Here is an 11,992-nt window from a genome sequence, read left to right as displayed (position 1 = left end):
ACAAAACAAAGGCAAGCCTCTACCCGCATAGGTCACTTCACCGGCTAGTGACCTCCCTACAAGCACAAACAGAAGGGCCTCCGCCGCAGCGGAGGCCCTTCGTGTTTCCGAGATCGATTTAGGCGTGAACCTTGAGGAAGATGATAACGAATGTGAACAGAGCCAGCGATTCGATAAAGGCGAGACCGAGAATCAGGAAGATGAAGATTCCAGGACGAGCGCCGGGGTTACGCGCGAGAGCCTCGGTAGCCGAAGCAGTCGCCTTACCCTGACCGAGACCGCACAGACCGGCAGCCAGAGCCATGCTCAGACCGGCAGCAAGCGGAACCCACTGGGCGGCCGCACCTGCGGCCTCCTGACCAAACGCCGGCGTCGCGATAAGCAGCGCGGCCAGAGCCATAAACACATATTGCAGCTTCTTCATGGTGTTACTCCTTGCCCCCGTTAATCTCGCCGCCAGTGGGTGGTTGAAGCTCACCGTGCTGGCTCCCTCACGCTGGAGCGGCGGTAGATCGCACCGCGAAGAGGGGGCACCCCTTCGCGGGAATGTCAAAGTCTAGTGATCGTGCGCCACTGCGAGGGACAGATAGATCATCGCCAGCAGCATGAACACATACGCCTGAATTACAGCTACACCAAGATGCAGGCCCATAAATATCAGCGGAATGCCAACCGGGATGAGCGAGAAGAACGCCATCGTCAACAGATCGCCGGCAAACATATTCGCGTACAAACGCACCGTGAGCGATAGCACACGTGCAAGATGCGAGATGATCTCAATCGGGAACAGCAGCCAATACAACCACCACACCGGCCCGAGGAACTGCTTGATGTAAGCCGGACCGTTCGAGCGAATGCCATGAAAGTGGTAGTAAACAAAGGTGATCAGAGCAAGACCTAGCGGCACCGTGGGGTTGGCCGTCGGCGACTCCAATCCCGGAACCAGACCTGCCAGGTTGCAGAGCAGGATGAACAGTGTCAGCGCCGACAGGTAGGAGGTGAACTTCTCATACCCATGCCCTATGATCTGCTCGCCCTGACCGGAGACAAACTCGTTGGTGATCTCAGCGAGGTGCTGCACACCGCCCGGCTTCTCGACACTGAGGGTCAGCCGCACATGCACGAAATATCCTATGAGCACCACAAAGACCAGCAGCTCCATCGCCACAGCGTTGGTGATCGGGGCTTTATAGGACTCAGGGGTTACATGCACCGCGTGCAGCAACGCATTCGCCGGACCGGCGAAGTAGTGGTTCAGAGTTCTGGTTAGTAAGAGCTGAGGCATCATATCGAATCGTTGTCGGAGGGCTGGGTTTCAGGCCGCTCAGGGAGCTAAACCGTCCACGCTTTGACCAGACGAAGAGCTTCAAACGAAAGGGCGAAAATGCCCAGTCCAATGCCCGCTGCGAGCGCGTAAACCGAACCATCCAGAAACTTAAGACTAACATACAGAACCACGATGGTCAGGCCCAATCTGAGGAAGAAACCGACCAAAACGAGACCCATCGGGCGGGCCTTTCCCCCAACATCCATGCGGGCCATGACGGCGGTCATCAGCCGCAGCCACTCCCATAAGCCGGAGCCCGAAATGGCAGAGCCTACCAGCAGCAGAACAGCACTCTGCCAGCCAAGCTTCCACCACAGCACCGGCAGCGCCACCACTGTGACAATCGCCAGCAGCCGCAACGCGCGCAGCATGGTCCGGCGGAAGTCGTCATCACTAAAACCGTCAAGGGCGAGCATCAGTTGCCTCCCCTTTTAAGGTAGCGTGAGGCCGTTCTGAATATCTGAATGAAACCAGCCACGGCTCCCAGCAAAATTCCTACAACCCCTACCCACGAGGTATGAAAGTGCTTATCTACTGCCGCCCCGGCCAACCAGCCGATGAGACAGCCAGCCGGAAGTGCAATGGCGAGCTGGATCATCGACTCGGCTTTCACGAGGTCGCCGAGCGCGCCATGCGGCTTCTTCGGGATGTTGCTGTCATCGGCCATCGCCCAAACTTATCACCCCGGGGGCGGTGGGGGCCAACCGCCCCGATATACTGAAGCGTCAAGACCAACAGCAAAGCGAGCCCGATTTTGTCCCAGTTTGAGAGCCAGTTCGAAGAAAACCTGTACCAGCTACGCCGCGAGAAGCTCGCGCAGATCGCCGCCATCGGCGAAAAGCTAGGCCTGAGCCACGCCGACAGCACCTACCCCAACAGCTTCGACTTCACCCAGACCATCCCCGAGCTGCGCGCGATCGGCGACCCAAAATCGGGCGAGGAGCTGGAAGCCACACGCGTCGAAGCGTCTATTGCAGGCCGAATCATGGCCATCCGCGTCCAGGGCAAGGCTGGGTTCGCGCAGTTGCAGCAGGGCGGGCAGCGCCTGCAGATCTACGTCCGCAAGGACGACGTCGGCGAAGACCTCTTCGCGCTCTACAAGCTGCTCGACCTCGGCGACCACATCGGCGTGCGCGGCTACCTGATGCGCACCCGCACCGGCGAACTCACACTGCACGCCTCTCCTGTCAACGACAAGCCTGCCATCACCTTCCTCACCAAGGCGATGCTCCCCCTGCCCGACAAGTACAGCGGCCTTGGCGACATCGAACTCCGCTACCGTCGCCGCTATCTCGATCTCTTTACGGACACCGGCGACTTTGAGAGCGAAGTTCCACCGTCCTCCGACGACACCGCCAACGATGCGCCGGCACCCGAGATCGAACCAGCCGGAGGAATGCCCGTCCAGACCCGTGCCGCCGCCCGTGAGGTCTTCGTCAAGCGCGCGGCGATTCTGCGAGCCCTTCGCAACTTCTTCGACACGCGCGGCTACCTCGAAGTCGAAACACCGATGCTGCACACCATCGCAGGCGGCGCTGCGGCCCGGCCCTTCAAGACCCACCACAACGCTCTCGACATCCCACTCTCGATGCGCATCGCACCGGAGCTTTACCTGAAGCGGCTGGTAGTCGGTGGGTTCGACCGCGTGTACGAGATCAACCGCAACTTCCGCAATGAAGGCGTCAGCACCCAGCACAACCCCGAGTTCACGATGCTGGAGTTCTACCAGGCCTACGCGAACTACCACGACCTGATGGACCTCACGCAGGAACTCATCACGACAGTCGCGAAGGGAGTGAACGGTACAACGATCACAAACTTCAATGGCGTCGAGATTGATCTTGGCAAGTGGACAAAGCTGTCGATGCGCGAGGCGATCCTTCGTTTCTGGCCGGAGAATATCCTGGCCAAACCCGAAGTAGCAGACTTTGCCAGTGCAAACGCTATGCTCGAGTGGCTGGATCGCGCGATTGCCAACCTGCCGTTACAGGAGTCGGGCAGTATCTATGCGCATCCATCGGTTGAAGTTGCAAAGACATTACTTCACTGCCGCGAAGCAATCCAGTCCGGCACACCGTATGGCAAGTGCATTGCAGAGCTCTTCGAGATCGTTGCCGAAGAGCACCTCATCCAGCCCACGATCATCTACGACTTCCCTCTCGCGGTCTCACCGCTCTCGAAGGTCAAGCCCGACGAACCCGACTGGGTTGAGCGCTTCGAGTTCTACATCGGCGGCTTCGAGGTCGGCAACGCCTTCTCCGAGCTCAACGATCCCGACGATCAACGTGCTCGTTTCGAAGCCCAACTCACCGAACGCGAACGTGGCGATGACGAGGCCCACCAGATGGACGAAGACTACGTCCGCGCCCTCGGCTACGGCCTGCCTCCGACCGGCGGCGAGGGCATCGGTATCGACCGTCTGACCATGCTACTGACCGGCTCACGCTCGATTCGCGATGTCATTCTCTTCCCGCTGATGCGTCCACAGGCGAAGTCTGTCGCGGCGAAGGAAGAGGAGCAGGAGCATGGGGAGTCGGCGGAATAGCCAGCATCCCTGTTTTCCAATGAGCTTTGAGTTTCGAGATGCGAGGTACGAGAAAACTCGCATCTCGAAACTCGTAGCTCAAAGCTCAAAGCATGAAATTCCAGAACTCCGCCTGGCGATCCATCTACCCGAGAGCTATGGATTGGGCTCAGGTTGAAGGATGAGCGAAGCATCGTGACAGCCCCTGATAGCCGTGAGACATTCGAGGTGAAAATCCAGCGCTTTGCGGCGCTGTTCTACAGTTCCTCGCTCATCGACAAAGACATCTTCACGAAAAAGAACTAGCCTGGCAAGCGGTCGCCCCTCCGTATCTGCTATGAGCGGCATAGAGTTAACGAGATAACCGTTAAACTCTCTTCTATCGGACCATTGAGGCACATCATCCGTCGCGTGGTGGCCATAGATTGTGGCATGAGCACTAAAGGGATGTCCGACCCCATCACTCGTCTCATAGACATATAGTTTTGAGAGTATGCCACTCTTAAACTCTTGCAAAACCGCGAACATAGCCCCATCCAACATAAGATGACCGCCAATAACGCCTCGCAACGGATCTGGGGTATGCATAAAAACAAAGTTCATCCAAGAAGGACTGTTTGCTACTTGATATTCTTCCGTCACCACAAACGGTCGCTCAGAAGTGACCCGACGGCCCCAATGCAGATGCCCTTGAACTGGACGAAGCAAGCGATGAGACTCTGCCTCCGTCGTAATTCCCGGCTGTAGGCTTCTAACGCACGCTAACAATCGCTGAGCTTGAATTCGGCAGTACCAAGCGCTTGCATACATCGTTGCGGAGAAAAGCAACGGCACGGCAATCATTGCCGTGCACAACACCAACACGATCTTGCGTATCTTCGGAATGTCCACCTCCTGCCTCAGCTACGAGAGCCGATCTAACTCCTCCGCGACCCTCGCCACGCCTTCCAGCGCCCTTTCTGCATCTACTTCCCCGCCCAGCGCGATGCGAAAGCCATTCGGCGCATCTTTACTCGTCGCAAACCAGTTGCCTCCGCTGATCGCCACCTCTCGCTCGATCATGCGCTGCTCAAACCATTGCGGCGTCGTATGCGAAGGAAGGTTCACCCACAGATGCCAGGCTGCGCGAGCCCCCGCCCAGCAGCGGTTCCTTAACAACGAGCGTGCTGCCGCGTTGCGGCGGGCGCCTTCTACATTCTTCTCCGCAATCACGCGGTCCAGCGTCCCATCTTCGACCAACGACACCGCCGCGCGATTATGCACCAGCGAAGACCCCGTAGCCGAATTCATGATCGCGGAGGACAACCCCGGAATAAACCTCTCCGGAACGACCAGAAACCCCGTCCTCGCCCCCGGAGCATAGCTCTTACTCAGCCCTCGCACATAGAACGTGCGCTCCGGCGCGAGCTTCGCCAGCGTTGGCGGCGCATCCGGTTCCATATAGCCGTACGCGTCATCTTCGACGATCAGCAGATCAAACTCTCTCGCCACCGCCACCAGCGCCTCGCGCCGTGCCAGCGAGGCCACACACCCCAGCGGATTATGCACCGTTGGGGTCACATAGATCGCAGCGACACGGTTCCCTTCGGCCGCGCAGTGCTCCCGCAGGCTCTCCGCCACCATGCCTTCATCGTCCACGGCACAGCCTATCAGCGGACACCGCATCGCACGAGCCTGCACCAGCGCTCCCGTATAGGCCGCCGCATCGACAGCAATCGTCTGTCCCGCCAGCCCGCTGACCATCAGCGAAATCAAGCTGCCGTGGTGCCCGCCCTCGGTCAGAAACGTCCGCTCCGGCGGCGTTCCCATCCACCTGGCTCCGGCGTTCGTGAGCGCCGTCTGGTTGCTGCGAAAGGTCGGCCGCAGCTCATTGAAGTTGTTCTCGTCCAGGGCATCCACCGCCGCCCGCAGGCGTTCGCGCCACTGTTCCGGCTGCCCCGGCAACAAAGGGAAGTTGTACTGCATCTCGATCATGCACCCAGCATACTTCCCTCACCCCGAAGCTGTAGACTCATGCAGTGAATATTCTCTTTGTCGGCGACGTCTTTGGCTCGCCCGGTCGCCATATCATCCGCGAACACCTTCCCCACGTTGTCGAGTCCAACTCGGTCGATCTGCTGGTCATCAACGGCGAAAACTCCGCCGGCGGCTTCGGCATCACGCCGTCGATCGCCGAAGAGCTTTTTGACCTCGGCGCGCACGTCATCACCACCGGCAACCACATCTGGGACAAGAAGGAGATCTTCGAGTACATGACCGTTCCCGCCGAGTCGCACGTGCGCGGACGGCGTGTGCTCCGCCCTGCGAACTACGCGGTCGGAACTCCGGGCTTCGGCTTCTACCAGGGTTCCCTCCCCAACGGCCAGGAGTACGCCGTGATGAACCTGCAGGGCCGTGTCTTCATGTCCTCGTGCGACGACCCGTTCCGCAAGGCCGACGAACTGCTCAGCCAGATCACCGCCAAGGTCATTCTGCTCGACGTACACGGCGAAGCCACCAGCGAGAAGGTCGCGCTGGGTTGGTATCTCGACGGCCGTGTGACAGCCGTGCTCGGCACCCATACCCACATCCCCACCGCGGACGAGCGCGTGCTCCCCGGAGGCACAGCGTATCAGAGTGACGTCGGCATGTCCGGCCCGTACGATTCGGTGATCGGCGTCGAGACCGAATTGGTACTGAAGCGCTTTCTCACCGGCATGCCAGGCAAGTTCGAGCCAGCAAAGGGCAACCCGAAGATGTGCGCGACGCTGATCGGGTGCGACGGCGGCACAGGCCGCGCCAGCCGCGTACAGCGGTTCATGCTCGGCGAGTAACGCTCACGCTTTTCTTTCTGTTATTCCCGAAGGAAATTTGCTGTCTGTTTTGCTTTGAAGGGGCGGGACTTCAGTCCCGCCGTCTCTGCACCCTGGCCACTTGGCTAGCCCCTTTCGTACGACCTGAAAGCCATCCCCTTCAATCCACACAATCGCCAGCAGTCTTACGTCTGCGCTAAACTCGCTGCGACATGTCAGACAGCTTTTTCACCCGCCGTAGCTTCCTCCAGAGCGCCGCAACCGCCGGTGCTGCCGCCACGCTCGCATCAGGCGTTCGGCTGGCCGCGCAGCAACCCGTCGAACAGGGTGCACCTCCCTACCCTGAAAGCGGCACACTCATCCCCGACGACGGTTGGCATCTGTGGATCGACGAGAAGGCCGCGTGGGCCAGCGACGACCTCTTTCTTCCGGAAGACATTCGCCAGGATGCGAACGGAGTCGTCCACGGCAAAGACTCGCCGTTGCCCGTAAGCCCACCGACCGGCGGTTGGAGCGTGCTGACGCCAGAGGCAGGCAAAGAGATCCTGCTGCCCACAACCGTCGAGCAGCATTTCTGGGGAAAGTTCGGTTCGAGGCCCTATACGCCGGAGGAGTACCGCTACGCCGCGCCGGCACATAACGCCGCGCCACCCGCCGATGACGACGTCCCGCAAAATGGCGCATACTTCGGCGTGTCGTGGTGGTATCGCAAGATCGATATCCCTGCGGCCATGCAGGGCAAACGCATCTTCCTGCACGTCCGCGGAGCGCATCTTCGCGCAGAGGTCTATCTGAACCAAAAGCTCGTGGGCTACTCCATCATGGAGGAGCTGCCGTTCGAAGCAGAGCTAACCCATGCCGCAAACCCTGGTGGCGAAAACATTCTCGCCATCCGCATCACCAACCCTTTCGGACGATTCGATTGGGTAGACGGTCTGAATGCGAAGTGGGGCAAGGTCTCGCTCTATCGCTCGCATGGATTCGGCGGCCTCGATCGCGGCATGACGATCAGCGCACATAAAGGATCTGTGCGAATTCGCGAGCTCTGGGTACTCAACGACACCTCTCCCGGCAGGATCTATGCGCGTGCTTCCACCGAAATCGTCGGCGATAGCCAACCCATCGGCTATCTGCATCACGAGGTTGTAGATCCCGCGACAGGAAAGATCCTCCTCGAAACCAAAACAGCAAAGGGACCATTGCATCAGAGAGTTCTTGAGCACGATGCAGGAATGAGTGCCGGCAAGGTTTCAACATGGGATCTGGAAAGCCCTACGCTATATCATCTGCGCACCACATGGGTAGATGAAGACGGGAGTAGCGACACCCGGACCATCTCCTTCGGCTTCCGCTCCTTCGCACCGGAGGGCCTCGGAAAGAACGCGCTCTTCCGTCTCAACGGCCGCCGCATCCGCATCTACAGCTCCATCTCCTGGGGTTTCTGGGGATTGAACGGCATGTTTCCCGTCCCGGAGTTGGCCGAGAAGGAGGTCACACAAGCTAAAAAGCTCGGGCTGAACTGCCTGAACTTCCATCGCAATCTCGCGAAAGAGGACGTATTGCGCGCGCATGACCGGCTAGGTCTGTTGCGCTACATGGAGCCCGGCGCGGGCAAGATGGCCATCGGCAAACTACCCTCCCACACGGTGGCAAACGCCAACAGCGTCGTGATGGAAAAGCCCACGAGCGAGGCCGAAAAGTTTGCCCAACGCTACATGTTCGTGAAGTGCGTGGAGATGGTGAAGGCCTACCGCTCGCACCCGTCCGTCATCGAGTATTGCCTGCAGAACGAGATCGGAGCAGACCTCAAGAATCCCGATACCATCGCCGTGCTCGAAGCCATGCGCGCCGAAGACCCGAGCCGCTGCATCGTGCTCAACGACGGCTTTGTCGCCCCACCTCGCAAGGCCGCGCAGGCGTGGTTCGAGCCCTGGAACCCGAAGCTGCATCGCTCCGACGAAGAGGCCTGGGGCGGATGGTGGAACCAGCATCAGGGCGCGGGCGATCAGTGGTACGACGAGTTCTATAAGTCTCCCACCGATTACACCTACCGGGCCCCGCACAAAGACGTCATCACCGAGTTCGGCGAGATGGAAGGCTGCGCGCGACCCGATAACCACTCGCTCATGGTCCACCAGATTACGGACACTTACAAAAAATACGGCGGCATCAGCTACGACCTCACGGACCACGAAGAGATCATCGCGAGCTACGAGAAGTTCCTCGATAAGTGGGGTTTCCGCAAGGCATTCCCCACCGCAGAAAGCGTCTTCCTCGCCGTCGGCAAGACCTGCTACGAGACATGGGGAAATTACATGGAGAACGCGCGAATCTCCGATGAGCTCGACTTCGCAGCCATCTCCGGATGGGAGTCGACGGCCATTGAAAACCACTCCGGCATCGTCGACAATCTGCGCAACTTCAAGGCCGACCCCAGGCTCATCTCCGGCTCGCTGATGCCCGTGCGGCCGATCGCAAAACAGCGCGCGATGTGCGTCACGCGCGGCAATCCCGCAACCTTCGATCTCTATCTTGCGAACGACACACCGCAGGCAGCGACCGGCACCCTTACGTTCGCCATGATTACGCCGAGCGGCAAACGCAAAGACCTCATCACACTTCCCGCGCCTGAGCACGCCGTCGATCAATTCAGCTATCTGCTCAAGGAGGGATTCGAGACACCGGCGCTCGACGAGGAAGGGCTGTATCGCTTCAAGTTCTCGCTCTCGTCCGCGCTGCTCTCGACCCAGACCAAAGAGCTCTGGGTTACGAACGTACCTGAGATGATGTATCGCACACCGCTGAGAGTGGGCGTCTCCGGGATCACCCCTGCCCTGCGCCAGCAGTTACAGGCTCTCCATCCGCAGATCGGGCTTGAAGTCGTCGATTTCAAGCCCGGCGAGAGGTACAACCTCATCGTCTCCTCCGGCCTTACAACGCACACGGAAAGTGAAGGACAGGTCGGCGAAACTACCGGCGAAGTCATGCCGGTGATGAAGCCGGGCCATGCGCCCGAGCCAGGGGAAGTTCCTACGCCCACACAGCTTGGCCATCTGCAGCACGGCATCCTTGAAGCAGTGCAGGCAGGAACACCCTTGCTGGCCATCCCCCAGGCTGACACGCTCTCCGATGGCGTTGCCAGGGAGCTGGCGGCAGCCGGAGCGTTCACCTACAACGGCGCCGTGGGCGACTTCCGCGCGCCGTGGATGGGCAACTGGTACTTCGTGCGCGAGCATGCCCTGTTCAGCGGTATGCCGGTCGATCAGGCCATGGGCAACTTCTATCAGGCCAAGGGACGTCAATCGAACGGGCTGCTGGTCGAAGGCACGGGTGTCGATGTGATCGTAGGCTACTCGCGCGACCATGATCGCAAGGTGGGCGCAGGCACGTTCACCGCAAAGCTCGGCAAGGGCAAACTGCTCTTTCATCGTGTGCCGGAGCTTCATCCCGTGCTGCAGCAGAGGTTCCTGGCGAATACGTTGCGCTGGCTGACGACGTGACGGCCGCACCCACCATCATGCACACTAGAAAACGATGTGGGAGGAAACAATGACCGGAGACCGCGAGAATCAACTGGAAGCCGCAGCCAACCTGCTGCTGGACGCACGGCGCACCAATACCCCGATCGCCGATCTGCCCGAAGAGCTTCGTCCCACCAATCTCGACGAGGTCTATGCCGTCCAGGACATGATCGCCGCAGCCTACGGCGAGATCGGCGGCTGGAAGATCGGCGCGCCAAATCCGGAAGCTACTCCGATGTATGCCCCCATGCCCGCGCAGTGGGTCGCCACCAGCGGCAGCGTGATTGACGGTGACCGGTGGTATCGCGGACTTGAAGCGGAGATCGCGTTTCTCGTAGGGGAAGACCTGCCGCCGCGTGCCACACCCTACTCGCGCGAAGAAGCTGTGGCAGCCATGGCCTCGTGCCATCCCGTGATCGAGGTGCTCGAGCCAGGGCTGAGCGATTCCACCAAGGCCGACCGCAACTCCACGCTCGCCGATCTGCAGATGCACGGCGGCTTCATCTACGGTCCTGCATTCGATAACTGGCAGTCGGTCGACTTCAACACTGAAAAGGTCACATTGGCGGTCGATGGCGTCATTCGCGTCGAGCGCACCGGCTCGAACACCTCGGGCGACCTGGTAAAGCTGCTCCCCTGGCTGGCAAACGAAGGCGCCGCACGCACCGGCGGCCTGCGCAAAGGTCAATGGATCACGACAGGATCGTGGACCGGCAACACCCAGGCTTCGGCTGGTTCCGCTGCGGATGTAGTCTTCTCAACCGTAGGCAGCGTCAGCCTGCGCTTCGCCTAAGACAAAACCCCGGAATCGCTATACATCCCGCAGTCCAGCCATGCACTCTCACTTAAATGGTGAATTTCGCCTGAGGTGCAGCTATGGCTCGTCCTTATTGGAGCGGACAGATACAGATCTCGCTGGTGTCTTTCGGCGTGAAGCTCTTCGTCGCAACGGAAGCAAAGAGCGACATTCACTTTCATCAGATCGACCGCAAAACCGGCGAGCGTGTCAGGCACCAGAAGGTGCTGGCGAGCGCAATCGAGAACGATCCAGATGAAGCTGCCGACTCCGACGAGGTCGTCGGACGCAGCCAGATCGTCAAGGGCTACGAGTACAGCAAGGGCCAGTACGTCACCATCGAACCCGAAGAGCTCGAACATCTTCGCGTGCCCTCCAAGCACACCATGGAGGTCACGCAGTTCGTCGATCGCGAGCAACTGCCCCCGGAGTTCTTTGAGAAGCCCTACTTCGTCGTGCCGGAAAACGACGCGCAGACCGAGGCCTTCACTACGGTCCGCCAGGCACTGGAAGACACCGGCAAGGCCGCGATCTCCAAGATTGCCTTTGGCGGCCGCGAGCACGTTGTCGCCATCGTCCCAGCAGGTTCAGAGGCCCACGGCGGCATGATGGCGTACACCATGCGCTATGCAGCCGAACTGCGCGACCCCGCCGAATACTTTCAGGACATCAAGAAGATCAAGGTCTCGAGCGACTCCCTCTCGCTGGCAAAAGAGCTCATCAAGCGCAAAGCCAAGCCTTTTGATCCCTCAAAGTTTGTCGATGGCTATGAAGTCGCAGTAAAGGAACTCGTCGAGGCCAAGCTGAAGCATGCTCCGGTTCCACGCGAGGAAGCGCCCGCGCCCGCCAAGGGCAAGGTGATCAACCTGATGGATGCCTTGAGGAAGAGCGTCAGCGGAGACAGCCACCCCGCAAAGAAGACGGCCGCAAAGAAGCACGGCCTCGCGCTGGTGAAGGGCGCCGCGAAGAAGCAGACGCCCCACGCAGCGAAATCGAAGGCGACACCGAAACGGAAGTCAGCCTAGGAGGCTC

General features: G+C 59.8%; 11 protein-coding genes. 5 read left to right on the top strand and 6 right to left on the bottom strand.

All coding sequences use genetic code 11. The annotated features are described in order from the left end of the window. Positions 1 to 118: 118 nt before the first annotated feature. The 4 genes from ACIX8_RS06830 to ACIX8_RS06815 form a co-directional block, all read right to left on the bottom strand. Positions 119 to 424, bottom strand: coding sequence for an ATP synthase F0 subunit C (locus ACIX8_RS06830; protein ID WP_014264603.1), 306 nt, complete (start codon positions 422 to 424; stop codon positions 119 to 121). Between the two features lie 132 nt (positions 425 to 556). Further along, positions 557 to 1,288, bottom strand: coding sequence for a F0F1 ATP synthase subunit A (gene atpB, locus ACIX8_RS06825; RefSeq protein ID WP_014264602.1), 732 nt, complete (start codon positions 1,286 to 1,288; stop codon positions 557 to 559). Between the two features lie 44 nt (positions 1,289 to 1,332). Beyond that, positions 1,333 to 1,743: an ATP synthase subunit I gene (locus ACIX8_RS06820; RefSeq protein WP_014264601.1), complete on the bottom strand. Its 411-nt coding sequence runs from the start codon at positions 1,741 to 1,743 to the stop codon at positions 1,333 to 1,335. Further along, positions 1,743 to 1,994 (bottom strand): AtpZ/AtpI family protein, encoded by a 252-nt coding sequence (locus tag ACIX8_RS06815; RefSeq protein WP_014264600.1) that lies wholly within the window; start codon positions 1,992 to 1,994, stop codon positions 1,743 to 1,745. The genes ACIX8_RS06820 and ACIX8_RS06815 overlap by 1 nt, the downstream gene beginning before the upstream one ends. 87 nt (positions 1,995 to 2,081) lie before the next feature. On the opposite strand from ACIX8_RS06815, the gene lysS reads away from it, so the two are divergent. Continuing rightward, positions 2,082 to 3,872 carry a lysine--tRNA ligase gene (gene lysS, locus ACIX8_RS06810; RefSeq protein WP_014264599.1) on the top strand — a complete coding sequence of 597 codons (1,791 nt, stop codon included), beginning with the start codon at positions 2,082 to 2,084 and terminating at the stop codon, positions 3,870 to 3,872. 135 nt (positions 3,873 to 4,007) lie between these two features. Here lysS and ACIX8_RS25570 read toward each other — a convergent pair whose 3' ends face one another. Further along, positions 4,008 to 4,742 carry a hypothetical protein gene (locus ACIX8_RS25570; protein ID WP_014264597.1) on the bottom strand — a complete coding sequence of 245 codons (735 nt, stop codon included), beginning with the start codon at positions 4,740 to 4,742 and terminating at the stop codon, positions 4,008 to 4,010. A 12-nt stretch (positions 4,743 to 4,754) separates the two neighbouring features. Next, the gene (locus ACIX8_RS06800; protein WP_014264596.1) at positions 4,755 to 5,825 is read right to left on the bottom strand and encodes an aminotransferase-like domain-containing protein; all 1,071 of its coding nucleotides are present in this window, start codon (positions 5,823 to 5,825) and stop codon (positions 4,755 to 4,757) included. A gap of 44 nt (positions 5,826 to 5,869) precedes the next feature. On the opposite strand from ACIX8_RS06800, the gene ACIX8_RS06795 reads away from it, so the two are divergent. The 4 genes from ACIX8_RS06795 to ku all read left to right on the top strand — a co-directional run bounded on the left by ACIX8_RS06795 (position 5,870) and on the right by ku (position 11,985). Further along, positions 5,870 to 6,664: a TIGR00282 family metallophosphoesterase gene (locus ACIX8_RS06795; RefSeq protein ID WP_014264595.1), complete on the top strand. Its 795-nt coding sequence runs from the start codon at positions 5,870 to 5,872 to the stop codon at positions 6,662 to 6,664. 191 nt (positions 6,665 to 6,855) lie between these two features. Beyond that, positions 6,856 to 10,143, top strand: coding sequence for a glycoside hydrolase family 2 protein (locus ACIX8_RS06790; protein WP_014264594.1), 3,288 nt, complete (start codon positions 6,856 to 6,858; stop codon positions 10,141 to 10,143). Positions 10,144 to 10,192: 49 nt separating this feature from the next. Then, a complete protein-coding gene (locus ACIX8_RS06785) occupies positions 10,193 to 10,957 on the top strand; it encodes a 2-keto-4-pentenoate hydratase (protein ID WP_014264593.1) in 765 nt (254 codons plus the stop codon). Between the two features lie 83 nt (positions 10,958 to 11,040). Continuing rightward, positions 11,041 to 11,985 carry a non-homologous end joining protein Ku gene (gene ku, locus ACIX8_RS06780; RefSeq protein ID WP_014264592.1) on the top strand — a complete coding sequence of 315 codons (945 nt, stop codon included), beginning with the start codon at positions 11,041 to 11,043 and terminating at the stop codon, positions 11,983 to 11,985. Positions 11,986 to 11,992 lie beyond the last annotated feature (7 nt).

Source organism: Granulicella mallensis MP5ACTX8 (genome assembly GCF_000178955.2).
In the GTDB taxonomy this organism is placed as follows: Bacteria; Acidobacteriota; Terriglobia; order Terriglobales; family Acidobacteriaceae; genus Granulicella; species Granulicella mallensis.
The sequence above is the reverse complement of the archived record's forward strand: the minus strand, read 5'-3'. Positions and strand labels throughout refer to the sequence as shown.

Excerpts from the sequence above, each read along its gene's own strand:
- ACIX8_RS06815 (WP_014264600.1), bottom strand. The coding sequence starts at position 1,994 with ATGGCCGATGACAGCAACATCCCGAAGAAGCCGCATGGCGCGCTCGGC.
- ACIX8_RS06800 (WP_014264596.1), bottom strand. The coding sequence starts at position 5,825 with ATGATCGAGATGCAGTACAACTTCCCTTTGTTGCCGGGGCAGCCGGAA.
- ACIX8_RS06785 (WP_014264593.1), top strand. The coding sequence starts at position 10,193 with ATGACCGGAGACCGCGAGAATCAACTGGAAGCCGCAGCCAACCTGCTG.
- ACIX8_RS06830 (WP_014264603.1), bottom strand. The coding sequence starts at position 424 with ATGAAGAAGCTGCAATATGTGTTTATGGCTCTGGCCGCGCTGCTTATC.
- atpB (WP_014264602.1), bottom strand. The coding sequence starts at position 1,288 with ATGATGCCTCAGCTCTTACTAACCAGAACTCTGAACCACTACTTCGCC.
- ACIX8_RS06820 (WP_014264601.1), bottom strand. The coding sequence starts at position 1,743 with ATGCTCGCCCTTGACGGTTTTAGTGATGACGACTTCCGCCGGACCATG.
- ACIX8_RS06790 (WP_014264594.1), top strand. The coding sequence starts at position 6,856 with ATGTCAGACAGCTTTTTCACCCGCCGTAGCTTCCTCCAGAGCGCCGCA.
- ku (WP_014264592.1), top strand. The coding sequence starts at position 11,041 with ATGGCTCGTCCTTATTGGAGCGGACAGATACAGATCTCGCTGGTGTCT.